This is a genomic window from Paractinoplanes bogorensis, assembly GCF_018829635.1.
GTDB lineage: Bacteria > Actinomycetota > Actinomycetes > Mycobacteriales > Micromonosporaceae > Actinoplanes > Actinoplanes bogorensis.
The window spans coordinates 536,846-551,739 of sequence record NZ_JAHKKG010000006.1; the positions used below are offsets into that span (position 1 = coordinate 536,846).

Sequence of the window (14,894 nt, forward strand, 5' to 3'; positions counted from 1 at the left end):
AATGGGGGAACTAGTCATGTCTGTGGGCCTGAGCGATGCCGTCTTCACCTTGACCAGTGCATGCGTCCACTCTCTGCGGTTCAGCTTCGGGGCCCCGCTCGGATATCCGTACGGGGTGCCGCTCTCGGAGGACGCCGGCCAGAAGGCGTTGTTCAAGCGCATCCAGGCCGCCTCGCCGCCGCCGACGCGGGGCGGGCAGTCTTGGCCGACCGGGATGAAGCTGGCCGGGCAGCCGTTCCAGCCCGAGTCGGGGGTCGCGAAGCTCGCCGAGGTGGTGTGCGAGGAGGGGATCCCGTCCCTTGACGAGGCGGATCCCGGGTCGATCGTGCTCGACGAGTGGTTCCGGATCGGCCGGCGCGAGGAGACTGTCAAGTTCCCGGGCGATGACCAGGGCCGCTATACGTTGTCGATCAAGTACTGGAGCCCCATCCCCGACGGGCAGGCCTCGTGGGAGAGGACCGTGTCGTTCTTCGACGACATCTACTGCATGACGTGGAAGCGGGAACTCGTGGTGGGTGAATGGGTGGCGATCAGCTTCGACGCCTTCTGGCCGGCCGAACGCGACAGCGCCGACGTCCTGATCCCGATCGCCGAGTGCGACGAGCACTGCACCGCCTGACGCTCTTCTCTTTTAACCTCCTCGTAACTACAGTCGTCGATATATGGGAGCGCTCCCAAAGTGGCGTTCCCTCGACTGTCGGAGGTGGCCGGTGCGGCGTTTCGTGGTTTCTCTCGTCGCGGCTTTCGTTGCTGTCGGCGGGTTCGTGGTGGCGCTGGCCTCGGCCCCGCCGGCGTCGGCGGCGGCGGTCTGCACGGTGGGGTGGAGCGCCAACCAGTGGTCCACCGGCTTCACCGCCGAGGTGAAGGTGACCAACGGGGGAGCGGCCGTCACGTCGTGGACGCTGGGCTGGACGTTTGCCGGTGACCAGCGGATCACCAACGGCTGGAACGCCACCGTCACCCAGACCGGGAAGTCCGTCACGGCGGCCAGCGTCGGGTGGAACGGGCCGCTCGCCACCGGGGCCTCGGCCAGTTTCGGCTTCCAGGCCACCTACTCGGGGACGAATGCGGCTCCGGCCGAGTTCACCTTCAACGGCGTCTCGTGCAGCGGCTCCACACCGACGCCGACACCGACCACGCCTCTGCCGACGACGTCGATGACGCCCGGGCCGACACCGACCACGCCGCTGCCGACGACGTCGATGACGCCTGGGCCGACAACGCCCACACCCACGCCGACCTCCCAGCCTCAGGGGTGCGTGCCGACGGCGATCTGTGACGGGTTCGAGAATCAGACGGGTACGGCGCCCAGCGGCAACTGGTCGGTCTCCACGCCGGACTGCTCGGGGGCCGGTGCCGTCGCGATCGACCGTACGGTGGCCCACAGCGGCACCACCTCGCTGCGCGTCAACGGGGCGGCCGGCTACTGCAACCACGTCTTCGCCGGCAACAGCCAGATCCTCGGCACGGCGAGCTCGGTCTGGTACGTCCGCTACTGGGTCCGCCACACGACCGCTCTGCCCGCCTCGCACGTGACGACCGTGGCCATGCGGGACTCGGCCGACGGCCAACGGGACCTGCGGTTCGGCGGGCAGAACGGCGCCCTGCAGTTCAACCGCGCCTCGGACGACGCGACCCTGCCCGAGCAGAGCCCGGCCGGCGTGGCCCTGTCGGCGCCGCTGCCGGTGAACACCTGGAACTGTGTCGAGTTCAAGGTGGACGGGCGCGACGGGACGATCGAGACCTGGATCGACAACACGTCGGTGCCGGGGCTCAAGAACGACGGCGTCCCCACCCACGACATCGACGGCCAGTGGCTCAACCGCACCTGGCGGCCCGCGCTGACCGACCTGCGGCTGGGCTGGGAGAGCTATGGCGAAGGGGCCGACACCCTCTGGTACGACGACGTGGTCGTGAGCTCGGCGCGCAACAACTGCTGAACCCGTCCGTCAGAACAAGGGTGAACCGGATTGCCGGCCGGCCCGTGGTGGCAGTGATGCCGGCACGGGCCGGCGGTCTGACCGGGGAGTGTGTCGTGGGTCCGTTCGTTGTTCCGGTGTTCGCGTTCCTGCTGTGGGAGTTCCCGAGCATGGTCGTCATGTCGCTGCACAAGGCGTTCTGTGCGATGCGGGGCGGCAGTTTCGAAGAGCAGTTCCTCGGCGTGTGGGTCTACCGGTTGATCGGCATGTTCACCGTCTATCCGGCCGTGGCGATCGTGGCCGCGCTCGCCAACGCGATCAGTCCCGGCCTGCTGCCCGTCACGCTGTTCGGCGAGGCCCTGGTGCTGATCGGCCTGCTGATCTGGGCCCGCACGAGCAGCGCCGGCTCGTGACCGGGTTCTGGTCATGAGGGCACTGATCGTCCGTGGGGGGCTGGGAAGCCCGGCCGGGCGCGATGTCCGGGTCACCGGTCGAAAAGGGCCTTCGCCTCGGCCAGGCGGGCACGGGTCCAGTCGTGGTGCGCGGGCCCGGTGCGGCCCCGATAGGCGACCTCGACGGCCATGACCAGCGTCAGGTAGAGGGTGTAGAGCCGCCTCCGTTGCTGCTCACCCGGGGTCAGGCCGGTTCGGCCGTACCCGCGTACGAAAGCGGTGGGGTTGCCGAAGGACGGCAGTTGGGTGGCGACGAAGCCGGCCTCGATCAGCGGATCGCCGAAGAAGGCCCGCTCGTGGTCGATGATCGCGACGATCCGGCCGTCGCGGACCAGCACGTTGCTCGCCCACAGGTCCCATTCGACGAACCGCGGCGACGTCACCGGGTCGAGGCAGCCGGACTGGTCGGCGAAGATCGAGCGCAGCGCGGCGTAGTCGAGGTCGACGGAGCGCCGCTCGCCGTCGTGCAGCGCGTCGGCCACCATGCTCAGGAAGTGTTCCCGCCAGGTGGCCACGCCCGGCCCGCCGAGCGGACCGAACGCCGGACCCTGGATCGTGTTGAGCTCGCGGGTGAGGGCGCCCAGAGCCGCGTCGTAGCGGTCCTGCTCGTGGGCGGACAGGCCGGAGCGGATGACGCCGTAGTTGTCGGCGTCGACGAACGGCATCGTGAACCAGTCGGCGTCGACCAGCTCGCGGCTGGTGTCGGCGAAGTCGACGGCCGGCACCGGCACACTCGTGTGTGACCGGATCAGCTCGAGTGCGGCCAGCTCGGTCGCCATCGCCCCGCGTTCGTAGGTCATCACCTCGACCCCGGCCGGCGGCGCGATCTTGAGCACCACCTGACGGGCGTCGCGCAGGCGGATCCGGTAGGCCACGTTGAACCAGCCGTGCCCGAGCTCGTGCACCCAGTCGTCGCCCGTCGGCACCAGGGCGGCGCCGTAGGCCCGGGCGACGACGGAACGCAGCGTCTCGGGCGACTGCCGGTTCTTGGTGATCGAGTCCATAGTGGATCACGATCCTACGTAGTCCGCCAGGTGCTCGCCGGTCAGGGTGTTACGGGCGGCGACCAGGTCGGACGGCGTACCCTCGAAAATGATCTTGCCGCCGTCGTGACCGGCGCCGGGGCCCAGGTCGATGATCCAGTCGGCGTGCGCCATCACGGCCTGGTGGTGCTCGATGACGATCACCGACTTGCCCGCCTCGACGAGCCGGTCGAGCAGGCCGAGCAGATTTTCCACGTCGGCCAGGTGCAGGCCGGTGGTCGGCTCGTCCAGGATGTAGATGCCACCCTTCTCACCCATCCGGGTGGCCAGCTTGAGCCGCTGCCGCTCGCCGCCCGAGAGCGTGGTGAGCGGCTGGCCCAGCTTGAGGTAGCCGAGCCCGACGTCGGCCAGCCGGGCCAGGATCGACGCGGCCGGGGGCGTCTTGGCCTCGCCCTCGCTGAAGAAGGGGAGTGCCTCGACGACCGGCATCGCCAGCACCTCGCTGATGTCCTTGCCGCCGAACGTGTACTCCAGCACCGACGCGTCGAACCGCCGCCCCTCGCACACCTCGCAGGTGGTGGCCATGCTCGCCATCACGCCGAGGTCGGTGTAGATGACGCCGGCGCCGTTGCAGTTGGGGCAGGCGCCCTCGGAGTTCGCGCTGAACAGGGCCGGCTTCACGCCGTTGACCTTGGCGAACGCCTTGCGGATGGGTTCGAGCAGTCCCGTGTACGTGGCCGGGCTGCTGCGCCGGGAACCCCGGATCGCGCCCTGGTCGACCGCCACCACGCCGTCGAGCGGCGCCACCGACCCGTGGATCAGCGAGCTCTTGCCCGACCCGGCCACGCCGGTGACGACGACCAGCACGCCGAGCGGGATGTCGACGTCGACGTTCCGCAGGTTGTGACTGGTGGCGCCGCGCACCTCGAGCGAACCGGTCGCCGTGCGCACCTTCTCCTTCAGCGTGGCCCGATATTCAAGGTGGCGGCCGGTGAGCGTGTCGCTGGCGTGGAGCCCGGCCAGGTCACCCTCGTAGACCACCTCGCCGCCGCCGCTGCCGGCGCCCGGCCCGAGGTCGATGATGTGGTCGGCGATCGCGATCGCCTCCGGCTTGTGCTCGACCACCAGCACCGTGTTGCCCTTGTCGCGCAGCTGCAGCAGCAGGTTGTTCATCCGGGCGATGTCGTGCGGGTGCAGGCCGATCGTGGGCTCGTCGAAGACGTACGTGACGTCGGTCAGCGCCGAACCGAGGTGGCGGATCATCTTGGTCCGCTGAGCCTCGCCGCCGGACAGCGTGCCCGAGGGACGGTCGAGTGAGAGGTAGCCGAGGCCGATCTCGACGAACGAGTCGAGCGTCTCGCCCAGCGCGGTCAGCAGCGGCGCCACCGACGGCTCCTTGAGCTTGCGGATCCAGTCGGCCAGGTCGCTGATCTGCATTTTGCAGGCGTCGGCGATGCTGATGCCCTTGATCTTGGAGGAGCGGGCGGGCTCGGCCAGCCGGGTGCCGTCGCAGTCGGGACAGGTCTTGAAGATGGCGACGCGCTCGATGAACGCCCGGACGTGCGGCTGGACGGCGTCGATGTCTTTGGACAGGTACGACTTCTGGATGCTGGGGATCAGACCCATGTACGTCAGGTTGATGCCCTCGACCTTGATCTTGGTCGCTTCCTTGTGGAGCAGGTCGTCGAGCTCCCGCTTGGTGAACTTCTTGATCGGCTTGTCCGGGTCGAAGAAGCCGGAGCCCCGGTAGATCCGTCCCTGCCAGCCCTCCATGCTGTAGCCGGGAATCGTCACCGCGCCCTCGTTGAGCGACTTCTCCGGGTCGTACAGCTGGGAAAGGTCGATGTCGTTGACCGCCCCCCGCCCCTCGCAGCGCGGGCACATGCCGCCCAGCAGGCTGAACGTGCGTTTCTCCTTGACCTCGCGGCCGCCCTTCTGCAGGGTGACGGCGCCCGCCCCGCTGACCGAGGCGATGTTGAAGGAGAAGGCCTGCGGCGACCCGATGTACGGCTTCCCGAGCCGGCTGAACAGGATCCGCAGCATGGCGTTGGCGTCGGTCGCGGTGCCCACGGTCGAGCGGACGTCGCCGCCCATCCGCTCCTGGTCGACCAGGATCGCCGTGGTCAGCCCGTCGAGCACGTCGACGTCGGGCCGCGCCATCGACGGCATGAAGTTCTGCAGGAAGGCGGAGTAGGTCTCGTTGATCAGCCGCTGCGACTCGGCCGCGATCGTGCCGAAGACCAGCGAGCTCTTGCCCGAACCGGACACCCCGGTGAAGACGGTGAGCCGCCTCTTGGGGATCTCGACGCTCACGTCCTTCAGATTGTTCACCCGTGCCCCGTGCACGCGGATCAGGTCGTGGCGGTCGGCGTCGTGCATCACGGCTCCCTGGTCTCGACGGCTTCCCCGCAGAACTGTAAGCGCGGCGGCACCCGCCCGGCTTATCGATTCCTGATCAGGGTCGGTCAAGTCTGCCAGGTCACGGCCCGGTCCGGCGTCCGCCGGGAGCAGATCACCCCAGTCCCGACTGATAGGCGAAAACGACCAGCTGAGCGCGGTCGCGGGCGCCGAGCTTGGTCATCGAGCGGCTCACGTGCGTCCGGGCGGTGGCCGGGCTGACGGTCAGCCGGGCGGCGATCTCGTGGTTGCTCAGGCCCTGTGCAACCAGAACGACGATCTCCCGTTCGCGGTCGGTCAGGCTGTGCAGGGCGGGGTGCGGCGTGCGGGCGCGCGGGGCCGAACCGGTGAACTCGCGGATCAGCGTGCGTGTCACCGAGGGGGCCAGCAGCGCACCGCCGTCGACCACCGTGCGGACCGCCTCCAGCAGGGCCGGGGGCTTGGTGTTCTTGAGCAGGAATCCGCTCGCGCCGGCGTGCAGGGCCGTGAACACGTACTCGTCGTGCTCGAAGGTGGTGAGCACGACCACCCGCGTACGGGAAAGGCCGGGGTCGGAGACGATGCGGCGGGTGGCCTCCAGACCGTCGATGCCGGGCATGCGGATATCCATCAGAACGACGTCGGGCCGGGTGCGGCGGGCCTCGGCGACCGCGGCGAGACCATCGGCCGCCTCCCCGGCCACCAGGAAACCGTCGGTCGCGTCGAACAGAGCCCGCAGGCCCAGCCGTACGAGGTCCTGGTCGTCGGCCAGCAGCACGGAGATCACGACACGGGCTCCCGGGGGATCACGGCCCGGACGGCGAACGACGTGCCCCGCGCGCCGGCCGTGAGCGTGCCGCCGAGCTGCTCCACGCGCCGTCGCATGCCGGTGATGCCGAAGCCCTCGTCGGTATCTTCGGCCCTGGCTTGGTTTACCACCACAAGGGCGATTTCCCCCGTACGGTGTTCGATCGTGACAAGCGCACGTCGGTCCGGCGCGTGTTTGACCACGTTGGTGAGGGCCTCCTGCAAAACGCGATAGGCGACCACGTCGGCGTCGGCCGGAAGTGGGCCGGGCGTGCCGTCGACGGTGAGCTCGACCGCGACCCCGGCCGTCCGCACCCGGTCGCACAGGTCGCCCACCCCGTCCAGCCCCGGCGACGACAACCCGGCCAGCGTCGCCCGCAACTCCTCCAGGGCCTCGGCACTGGCCGTACTGATCGCCTGCAACGCCTCGACCGCCATCTCGGGCCGGGCCGCCCGCAGGTGCAACGCGATGTCGGCCTGCATCTGGATCGCGGCCAGCCCGTGCCCGACCACGTCGTGCACCTCGGTGGCGACCCGCAGCCGCTCGGCCCCGGCGATGCGGCGCTCGACCTCGGCGCGCTCGTGGGCCTGGGCCTCCGCGACCTGCCGGCGGGCCGCGCCCAGCGTGAACGGCACCACCACCCAGGCCGTGCCCGCGACCAGCCCGATCCACGGTCCGTCGAACACCAGGTGGACCAGTAGTACCAGTAAGGCCGGCACCGACCAGAGGGCGGCTTTGTCCGGGCTGTTGCGGCGGGCGACGGCGTAGACGCAGACGGCGAAAGCGAACAGGATCGGCCCGTACGGGAAACCGGTCGTCATGTAGATGGAGGTCAGTGTGGCCGCGGTGAGCAGAACCGGGCCCGGCCACCGGTGACGCAGCACGGTGACCGCCGCCGTGGCGAGCACGAGAACCGCCGCGACCGCGTCGACGGGCCGGTGCGGCGTGGGGATGCGGTCGATCAGCGGCAGCGTGACGAGACCCACCGCGGCGAGGGCGGCGGGCCCGGCCAGATCCCGTACGCGCATGCCCTCCACCGTGCCATGCGCGTACGCCGGGCGCGTACGTCGTGGAGCGTACGTACGCGCCCGATTCCTCGGCCAGGCTGGTCACATGGTCTTCCGCCGCCGCTACCGCAAGCTCTGGCTGATCCTGCACATCCTCTCGGCGAGCGCCTGGATAGGCATCGACGTGATCGTCGCCGTGCTGGTCGGGGTCGGTTTCCTCAGCGACGATCCCGGCCGGCGGGGGCTGGCCTATGAGGCCCTGGGTACGTTCATCGTGTGGCCGATGCTGGTCTCCGGCCTGCTCAGTCTGATCACCGGCGTGGTGCTGGGGCTGGGCACGAAGTGGGGGCTGATCCGCTATTGGTGGGTCGCCGTCAAACTGGTGGCCAACGTGCTGCTCTGCACGCTGATCCTGGTCCTGCTGCGCCCCGGCATGCCCGCTGTTCAGGCTTACGGCGTCCGGCTGTCAGCGGGTGAGGACGTCTCCTTCGACATCCCGAGCCTGATCATGCCCCCGATCGTGTCGCTGAGCCTGCTGACGGTCGCCACGGTCCTCTCGGTCTACAAACCGTGGGGCCGGTCAGATCTCCTCCAACGGCTCGTGCGTGGGCGTGGTGTGTCCTAGCACCAGCACGCCGTCCGGGCGCGCTTCGCTTCCGAGCGGCGCCTCGAGGATCGCCACCATCAGCTCGACGGGCAACTTCGGGTTGGCCGCGGCGGCCCCGGTGGTCTCCGGGTCCTCGAAGAGCTCGAGCACCCGCCGGCCGGACAGCCTCGCGTCGTGGGCCGTCCAGTTCCGGACGCCGGGGTGCTCGTCGCGGCTGAGGCGTTCGATCAGCTCGGCCGGCGCGTTCCGGTCGACGACGACGAGCGCTCGTGCGCCCCAGTACGGTGAATCCGCGTACCGGGTCAGATCGGCGTCGACGATCGCCGGATGCGACAACAGTTGGCCGCGGGTGATGACCCGGGCCTCCAGGTAGGTGCGCACGACGAGGTCGGCCGGTACGGCGTCCTGGCATTCGCAGAGGAGCAGCCGGACCGGGAAGTCGTCGTCGGCGGCGAGCGTCGCGATCTGGTCCGCGGTCAGCCGGCTGTTGCCGGCGGCACTGCGGCGAATCCCGGGGTGGGCCGAGTCGACGCAGCGCTGCAGCTGCTCGCCGTCGGCTTCGAGGACCCAGGCGAGCCACGGTAGGCGGTCGTCCGTGGACACCTCGTAGTCGATCGCGGCTCGTTGCTCCTCGCTGAGCTCGGGACGCATCGAGACGTACTGGCGCACCTGCGGACCGGGGTCGGCGGTCAGGGCGGTGATCACGTCGGGCGTGAGGCTCGGCTCGAGGGCGAGTTTCGCCCGCTCCCACTCCGAGTCACCGCCGGCGATCGCGCGGGCCTGCTCGGCGGTCACGGGTTCCGGTTCCCAGCTCGGCGGCGCGGACCGGGCCCAGGCGGCGACGGCTTCGTCCTCGGCGTCAGCGAACGCCGCCACGACCGCGGGGGACAGCTCCGCCGGATGGAAGAGCGACAGCATGCGCTTCACCTTGGGATGTTCGGCCAGTTTCCGGTACGCCCACACGGGCATCGGCTGCGGACTTCGGGTGTACGGCCGTTCGAGCAGAGCCATGATCACCTGTCCACTCGGATCGTCGATCAGCCGGGCCCGTTGCTCCCCGGTGACCCGGCCGGATCGGGCGAGCGCCTCCCGGACGCTGACATCGGGGTGGGCGGCCATGACGTCGAAGAGTTCATCGGACCATGTGCGGCCGTAGGCGACGCTGATCCGGCCGACGGCCGGGTGTTCGAGCAGCTTCAGCACCAGATCGTCGGGAAGCGCGGGGTTACGGGACAATCCGCGGACGCGGTCACGGGTTATTTCCGGATCGACCAGCAGGGTTTTCTCCTCGCTCGCATCGATGACGAGCGTTGAATCTACGGAGATCCCCCCGGCGCCGAAACGGTCGTTCGCCCGACTGACCCGGGCCGCGAGCGCCGTTAGACTGGAGTCGATTCGCCGCGCCGCGGTCCGGCTCAGTCCAGCAACCGGCTTCGCACCGCAGTCAGCCTGTCCTGTTCGACACCGCAGGCGCGAAGGTAAAGTGCGGCACCGCCATAACACTCGTCCAGGTAGGTCAACGTGTTGGTCATCGGGGTGGTGGCTCCGGCCGAGGCAGCATAGTCGATGGCGATCTGCTCAACGCCGACGCCGTCGCGATAGCCCTCGCAGCCGGACCAGTCGAGTTTCACGCGTCCACGCTCACAGCACTGCGCAGCCGTGCGTGCAGGTGCATGTCGTGCCAGCCGTCGGAGTGCAGACCTCGCTGCCGCGCGGTCCCCTCGGCGAGATAGCCGGCCTTGGTGGCAACCCGGCACGAGGCTTCGTTGCGGCTGGAGTGATCGAGTTCCGCGCGATGCACACCGACGGAGAACACCCACTCCGTCGCGGCGATCAGGGCCGTGGTGGCGACGCCCTTTCCCCGAGCGGCCGGAAGGACCCAGTAGGACCACTCCACCCGTCCTTCGTGCAGATCCACGTGCCGCATACTCAGCTGCCCGGCAACCTCTCCACCCACCTCGAGGGCCCATCCGGCTCCGCTGTCCTGAGCCCAGCGACCCGGCCAATGCTCGATCCAGGCGCGGGCCTCGGCCGGCGTCATGGAGCGAACGTGCCAATGCTGGATGGAGGAGTCACCGTAGCCCTGCAGCACGGCATCGACGTCCCTGATGGTCCATGGGCGCAGAGTGACGTTTTCCGCAGTGAGAACGGGCTGAGCGAGCGCAGAAAAGGCGCCGATCGGCAACGCTGGGAGGGTAGTGATCGCCATCGTCCGGATTCTGTCGTAGCCATCGATACGCGGCGGTCAGCGGGCCAGGCAGGCCACGGCGAACAGCGCGGCCAGCACCCCGCACAAGTGAACGGTGTGCAAGCGCTCCCGCAGCAACGACCGGGTGAGCAGCAAGGTGACCGCCGGATAGAGCGACGCCACCACCGCCGCCGGAGCGAGCGCTGCCGCTGCGGCCGCGATGAAGGCGGCGTCGGCGATCGCGTCGGTGGCGCCGACGACGAAAATCGGTACGGCCGTGCGGATGCTCAGAGCCGAAAGTGCCTGTGGACAAGCCGTTTTCACGCCGCCGGGCGGGTTACTGTCAGCGGCGTTCCCGGGTGGGCGGGGGAGGCGGCGGCTGCTCACCAAGATCAAACGGCTGCTCACTGAGATCAAACGCGGCCAACGGCTGCTCGCCGAGACCCAAAGGCGCCGGCCCGCGAGGAGCAGGGCGGCCAGGCCCTCGGCGACGCGGGCTACGACGACCGACCAGAACTGGTCGGCCTCGGCGGCCTCGTGGAGCAGCACGAAGTAGACGCCGAAGCCGAGCGCCGCCCCCAGCGCACACAACGACGCCGTGCGGTGCCGGCGGCGCTGCGCGGGTTCCACGGGCCAGCTCGCCATCGTCGCTCCGGCCAGGCCGGCGGCGACGCCCAGCGTGGCGAGCAGTCCCAGACGTTCGCCGTGCATCACGCCCCACCCGACCGGGACCAGGGCGGCGATCGCGGCCACCGGTGCGACCAGGGCCAGCGACCCGTCCCGCATCGCGCGGTAGAGCAGGCCCATCGCCGGCAGGCCGACCAGACCGGCCAGCACGGCCAGCCACAAGCGGGGAGACATGGGCGGGGGCGCGGCCCGGACCGCCGCGGCCAGTAGAGCCAGCAGCATCGCGGCCACCTTGGACCAGACCAGGATGGTCAGGATCGGCAGGCGGCGGGCCAGCAGGCCGGCCAGGAAGTCGGAGATACCCCAGGACGCGGCGGCGAACGCCGCGGATGTCATCACCCAAGCCACGATGATCAGGTGGGCCGGGGGTGGCGGCCCGATACACCGCGGTCGGATACGCGATAGGACATGCGGCCGATCGTGCCGTCCGCAAAGGCGCAGGTCAGTCGCCCACCGGAGGCCGCCCGTCCGGACTAACCCGAACGGAGCGGCCCCGGCTGAGTAAGGGTCAGGGGAGGACCCACCGCTGGTTCGTACCGGCGAAGCAGTCCCAGATCTGCAGGCGGGTGCCGTTGGCCGACGAGTTGTTCGCGGCGTCCAGGCACCTGTTGCTGACCGGGTTGCGCAGCGTGCCGTTGGACTGGGCCTGCCACTGCTGGGCGCCGGTGCCGTTGCAGTCGTAGATCTGCACCAGTGCGCCGTTGGCCGTGCCGGCCGCGGTCACGTCCAGGCATTTGCCCAGGCCGCGGATCGTGCCGTCGGTGCCGACCGTCCAGTTCTGGGCGCCGGTGCCGTTGCAGTCGTAGAGCTGCACCGCCGTGCCGTTGGCGCTGGACGCGGCCGCGATGTCGACGCACTTGCCGCCGATCCCGGTGATGCGGCCGGTGCGGCCACCGGTCGGCGGCGGCGTCGTCCCACCGGTGGCCACCTCGTAGATGGCCGAGACCAGGGAGTTCGCGCCGGTCGCGTCCTGGGACAGCTCCCAGTTCATGATGCCGCCGGCGTTCGCCATGGCCCACTGGGTCTTGCGCCGGACCGTCGGCAGGCCGTTGTAGCACTCACCGCCCGGAGTGCAGTCCCGGTTGGCGTTGGCCGGGTCCTGGGCGACCAGTTGCGCGTACGTCAGATAGCCCGGCCGTGAGTAGAACGGCACCCCGAGCACGGTCTTGGCCTTCGGCAGTCCCCGGTTCTTCCAGAAGTTCGCCGATGCGATCGACCAGTCGTAGTTGGCGTGGGGCGACCCACCGTCGTACGCCATGATGTTGAGCCAGTCGACATAACCGAAGACCGCCGGCTGTACGCCGTTGGCCGTGCCACCCTCACTGACGACCGCCGCCGTGAGCAGCTTGCCCTCGTTGTGCAGGGCCGTGCTGAGCTGCTGCATCAGCGCCGTGTAGTTGTTGCCCGACTGGCCCGGATCCGGGTACTCCCAGTCGATGTCGACACCGTCCAGCCCGTACGAGCGAACGGTGTTCATGACGTTGTTGACGAACGCGGTGCGGGTGCCGGAGTTGCCGGCGAGCGACTCGAAGGCGGAGTCGTTGCCGTCGTTCCAGCCGCCGATCGCCAGCGAGACCTTGACGTTGTTCTGGTGGCCGAGGGTGACCAGTTGTTGCAGCTTGGACGTGTTCTCGATGGGCTGGAGGGTGCCGTTGGCGTTGGGGAGCGCGAACGAGTAGTTGATGTGGGTCAGCTTCGAGTACTGGATGCTCGTGACGCTGCCGGCCCACGACGGCATGTAGCCGACGCTCTTGAACCCGTTCGGGAGGACGGCCGCCTGCGACGTTCCGGGGATGGCGAGTGTGGCGGCGGTGGCCACGGCAGCGACTGCGGCCGCGGCCCACCGGCTTCTGATGGCCATGGGGATGGTGACCCTTCGTGTCCGGCGCGGGGGATGCGCCGTGGGGATGACTACGGGCCACCAAAGGTTAGGAAGATTTACTAACAGTCGTCAATATAGAAGTTGATTAAAGTCCCCGGAAAATGGGCGCGCGCCGCTCCATGAACGCCCGCTGCCCCTCGAACTCGTCCCGCGAGCCGCTGGTCTCGGCGATCAACTGCTGCGCCCGTACGGTCAAGGACGGGTGCGCCGCCGCCTTGATCGAGGCCTTGGCCGCCCGTACGGCGAGAGGGGCGTTCGCCGCGATCGCCTGAGCCGTGCCCAGCACGTCGGCCTCCAGGTCACCGGCCGGGACGAGCCGATTGATCAGCCCGGCCGCGAGGGCCTCGGTGTCGGCGTAGGCGCGCGCGGTGAACAACATGTCGCTCGCGTTGGCCGGCCCGACGACGTGCACCAGGGTCTGCGCGAGCGCGAACGGGTAGCCGATACCGAGCCGCGCCGCCGGGATGGCGAACCGGCTGCCCTCGGCCGCGACCCGGATGTCGGCGCTGAGCGCGAGCGCCATGCCCGCCCCGAAACAGTGCCCGCGGATCATCGCGATCAGCGGCGTGGTCAGCCCGCTCAATGTCTCGAAGAGCCCGGTCAGCGTCTCTTCCCAGACGGCGCGGTCACCCGTCGAGTCGTGGTGGGACGCGAACTCCGAGATGTCGGCCCCGGCGGTGAACGTCTCGCCCGCTCCACGCAACACGATCGTCCGGACGTCGTCGTCATCGTCGAGGCCGCGCATCAGGGAGTCGAGCGCCCCGAGCATGGCCGTCGACAGCGCGTTCCGCCGAGCCGGATTGCTCATCGTGACCCAGCCGACGCCCTCACGCACGTCGCCGACGATCTCCCCAGTCACGGTCAGGACCCTACCCCCGCGCGGTGCGGTCGGGGGTCAGCAGCAGGATCGACAGGAGCAGGACGCCGCCCAGGGCGACCGCGTTCCCGACCTTGTCGATGGTCGGGAACATGTCCAGGTGCAGCATGTGCCACAGGAAGTGGATCGAGTTGAAGACCAGCCACGCGCCGCCGGTCACGCGCATCGACTCGGGGGTCGGGCGGCGGAACGCCCACACGCTCAGCACCAGCAGGGCCAGATAGAGCGCCCCCACATCCCGTACGAGATGCTCGTTGTACGGGCCCAGCGTCGACACCCAGTTGCGGCCCGGCGAGGGGAAGTCGGTGTAGAAGCTCAGCGGGAACGCCGCCGCCCACACCCCGACGACCGCGGCCGAGACGGCCAGGGCCAGGGCGATCCAGCGTTTCATCGGGCGGCCACCCACTCGTCGAAGGTGATCTCGCCGCGGTGGAAGTCGCCCGCCGGTAGCAGGGCGCCGGTCGCCATCGCGCGGCCCGCGGGCACGGTCAGCACCAGTTTGCCCTTGGCCAGGCGGCGCACCATCGATGCCATCCTCAGCACCTCGGGGCCGGCCAGGTCGGTCGCCAGGCCCTGCGCGGGACCTTCGGCCAGGCGAACGAGTTCGGCCGCGACCTCGGACGCGGCGACCGGGCGGCTCAGCATCGACGGCACCAGCTTCACCGGGCCGGGGATGCGGCCGATCATCTGGGCCGCGAACTCGTGGAACTGGGTCGCCCGCAGCACCGTGGCCGGGATCGGGCCGGCCAGGGCGAGTTCCTCCTGACGGCGCTTGCCCGCGTAGTAGCCCGAGTCGACCCGGTCGACGCCGACGATCGAGAGCACCACGTGATGGCGTACGTGGGAACGCTCTTCCGCGGCGAGAAGATTGCGCGTCGTCGTCTCGAAGAAGGTGATGGCCGTGGCCCGGTTGAGGGTCTCCACGTTGGCCACGTCGATCACCGCGTCGACGCCCTCGAGTGCCTCGTCGAGGCCGCCGCCGGTCATCAGGTCGACGCCGTGCGACCGGGAGATGACCACCACCTCGTGCCCGGCCGCGTGGGCCCGGGCGACCACCAGTTTGCCGACCCAGCCGGTTCCGCCGGCGACTGCCATCCGCATAACGTCC

At 69.6% G+C, this 14,894-nt stretch carries 16 protein-coding genes; 4 read left to right on the top strand and 12 right to left on the bottom strand.

The features are described 5' to 3' along the window. Window positions 1-16: 16 nt before the first annotated feature. From KOI35_RS21570 to KOI35_RS21580, 3 genes are all read left to right on the top strand, one after another. Window positions 17-619 (top strand): hypothetical protein, encoded by a 603-nt coding sequence (locus KOI35_RS21570; RefSeq protein ID WP_215789300.1) that lies wholly within the window; start codon window positions 17-19, stop codon window positions 617-619. A gap of 91 nt (window positions 620-710) precedes the next feature. Beyond that, complete coding sequence (locus KOI35_RS21575) at window positions 711-1,940, top strand: cellulose-binding domain-containing protein (protein WP_308121106.1); 1,230 nt, start codon at window positions 711-713, stop codon at window positions 1,938-1,940. A 95-nt stretch (window positions 1,941-2,035) separates the two neighbouring features. Further along, entirely contained in the window at window positions 2,036-2,332 is a 297-nt protein-coding gene (locus tag KOI35_RS21580; protein WP_215789302.1) for a hypothetical protein, read from the top strand. Between the two features lie 71 nt (window positions 2,333-2,403). Here KOI35_RS21580 and KOI35_RS21585 read toward each other — a convergent pair whose 3' ends face one another. The 4 genes from KOI35_RS21585 to KOI35_RS21600 all read right to left on the bottom strand — a co-directional run bounded on the left by KOI35_RS21585 (window position 2,404) and on the right by KOI35_RS21600 (window position 7,566). Further along, window positions 2,404-3,375 carry a phosphotransferase family protein gene (locus tag KOI35_RS21585; RefSeq protein ID WP_215789303.1) on the bottom strand — a complete coding sequence of 324 codons (972 nt, stop codon included), beginning with the start codon at window positions 3,373-3,375 and terminating at the stop codon, window positions 2,404-2,406. Window positions 3,376-3,381: 6 nt separating this feature from the next. Next, complete coding sequence (locus KOI35_RS21590) at window positions 3,382-5,733, bottom strand: ATP-binding cassette domain-containing protein (RefSeq protein ID WP_215789304.1); 2,352 nt, start codon at window positions 5,731-5,733, stop codon at window positions 3,382-3,384. Window positions 5,734-5,866: 133 nt separating this feature from the next. Next, the gene (locus tag KOI35_RS21595; protein WP_215789305.1) at window positions 5,867-6,517 is read right to left on the bottom strand and encodes a response regulator; all 651 of its coding nucleotides are present in this window, start codon (window positions 6,515-6,517) and stop codon (window positions 5,867-5,869) included. Further along, window positions 6,514-7,566 (bottom strand): sensor histidine kinase, encoded by a 1,053-nt coding sequence (locus KOI35_RS21600; protein ID WP_215789306.1) that lies wholly within the window; start codon window positions 7,564-7,566, stop codon window positions 6,514-6,516. Before KOI35_RS21600 ends, KOI35_RS21595 begins: the two co-directional genes overlap by 4 nt. Window positions 7,567-7,651: 85 nt before the next feature. Here KOI35_RS21600 and KOI35_RS21605 point away from each other — a divergent pair, with 85 nt between their 5' ends. Beyond that, on the top strand, window positions 7,652-8,170 hold the full coding sequence (locus KOI35_RS21605) for a hypothetical protein (RefSeq protein WP_215789307.1): 519 nt from the start codon (window positions 7,652-7,654) through the stop codon (window positions 8,168-8,170). Here KOI35_RS21605 and KOI35_RS21610 read toward each other — a convergent pair. The 8 genes from KOI35_RS21610 to KOI35_RS21645 all read right to left on the bottom strand — a co-directional run bounded on the left by KOI35_RS21610 (window position 8,126) and on the right by KOI35_RS21645 (window position 14,887). Next, window positions 8,126-9,388 carry a hypothetical protein gene (locus tag KOI35_RS21610; RefSeq protein WP_215789308.1) on the bottom strand — a complete coding sequence of 421 codons (1,263 nt, stop codon included), beginning with the start codon at window positions 9,386-9,388 and terminating at the stop codon, window positions 8,126-8,128. The two genes, KOI35_RS21605 and KOI35_RS21610, sit on opposite strands and share 45 nt — an antisense overlap. Window positions 9,389-9,567: 179 nt before the next feature. Then, entirely contained in the window at window positions 9,568-9,783 is a 216-nt protein-coding gene (locus KOI35_RS21615; RefSeq protein WP_215789309.1) for a protein-tyrosine phosphatase family protein, read from the bottom strand. Further along, a complete protein-coding gene (locus KOI35_RS21620) occupies window positions 9,780-10,361 on the bottom strand; it encodes a GNAT family N-acetyltransferase (RefSeq protein ID WP_215789310.1) in 582 nt (193 codons plus the stop codon). The genes KOI35_RS21615 and KOI35_RS21620 overlap by 4 nt, the downstream gene beginning before the upstream one ends. 36 nt (window positions 10,362-10,397) lie before the next feature. Beyond that, the gene (locus KOI35_RS47525) at window positions 10,398-11,363 is read right to left on the bottom strand and encodes an EamA family transporter (protein WP_246613584.1); all 966 of its coding nucleotides are present in this window, start codon (window positions 11,361-11,363) and stop codon (window positions 10,398-10,400) included. A 172-nt stretch (window positions 11,364-11,535) separates the two neighbouring features. Further along, complete coding sequence (locus tag KOI35_RS21630) at window positions 11,536-12,888, bottom strand: glycosyl hydrolase family 18 protein (protein ID WP_215789311.1); 1,353 nt, start codon at window positions 12,886-12,888, stop codon at window positions 11,536-11,538. 106 nt (window positions 12,889-12,994) lie between these two features. Beyond that, window positions 12,995-13,768: an enoyl-CoA hydratase-related protein gene (locus tag KOI35_RS21635; RefSeq protein ID WP_215789312.1), complete on the bottom strand. Its 774-nt coding sequence runs from the start codon at window positions 13,766-13,768 to the stop codon at window positions 12,995-12,997. Between the two features lie 10 nt (window positions 13,769-13,778). Further along, window positions 13,779-14,177 (bottom strand): hypothetical protein, encoded by a 399-nt coding sequence (locus KOI35_RS21640; protein WP_215789313.1) that lies wholly within the window; start codon window positions 14,175-14,177, stop codon window positions 13,779-13,781. After that, window positions 14,174-14,887: an SDR family oxidoreductase gene (locus KOI35_RS21645; RefSeq protein ID WP_215789314.1), complete on the bottom strand. Its 714-nt coding sequence runs from the start codon at window positions 14,885-14,887 to the stop codon at window positions 14,174-14,176. The genes KOI35_RS21640 and KOI35_RS21645 overlap by 4 nt, the downstream gene beginning before the upstream one ends. Window positions 14,888-14,894 lie beyond the last annotated feature (7 nt).

What these genes read in the sequence shown, in the direction of transcription:
- KOI35_RS21570 (WP_215789300.1), top strand. Translation starts at nt 17, where the DNA reads ATGTCTGTGGGCCTGAGCGATGCCGTCTTCACCTTGACCAGTGCATGC.
- KOI35_RS21585 (WP_215789303.1), bottom strand. Translation starts at nt 3,375, where the DNA reads ATGGACTCGATCACCAAGAACCGGCAGTCGCCCGAGACGCTGCGTTCC.
- KOI35_RS21590 (WP_215789304.1), bottom strand. Translation starts at nt 5,733, where the DNA reads ATGCACGACGCCGACCGCCACGACCTGATCCGCGTGCACGGGGCACGG.
- KOI35_RS21600 (WP_215789306.1), bottom strand. Translation starts at nt 7,566, where the DNA reads ATGCGCGTACGGGATCTGGCCGGGCCCGCCGCCCTCGCCGCGGTGGGT.
- KOI35_RS21605 (WP_215789307.1), top strand. Translation starts at nt 7,652, where the DNA reads ATGGTCTTCCGCCGCCGCTACCGCAAGCTCTGGCTGATCCTGCACATC.
- KOI35_RS21620 (WP_215789310.1), bottom strand. Translation starts at nt 10,361, where the DNA reads ATGGCGATCACTACCCTCCCAGCGTTGCCGATCGGCGCCTTTTCTGCG.
- KOI35_RS47525 (WP_246613584.1), bottom strand. Translation starts at nt 11,363, where the DNA reads ATGACATCCGCGGCGTTCGCCGCCGCGTCCTGGGGTATCTCCGACTTC.
- KOI35_RS21630 (WP_215789311.1), bottom strand. Translation starts at nt 12,888, where the DNA reads ATGGCCATCAGAAGCCGGTGGGCCGCGGCCGCAGTCGCTGCCGTGGCC.
- KOI35_RS21640 (WP_215789313.1), bottom strand. Translation starts at nt 14,177, where the DNA reads ATGAAACGCTGGATCGCCCTGGCCCTGGCCGTCTCGGCCGCGGTCGTC.
- KOI35_RS21645 (WP_215789314.1), bottom strand. Translation starts at nt 14,887, where the DNA reads ATGCGGATGGCAGTCGCCGGCGGAACCGGCTGGGTCGGCAAACTGGTG.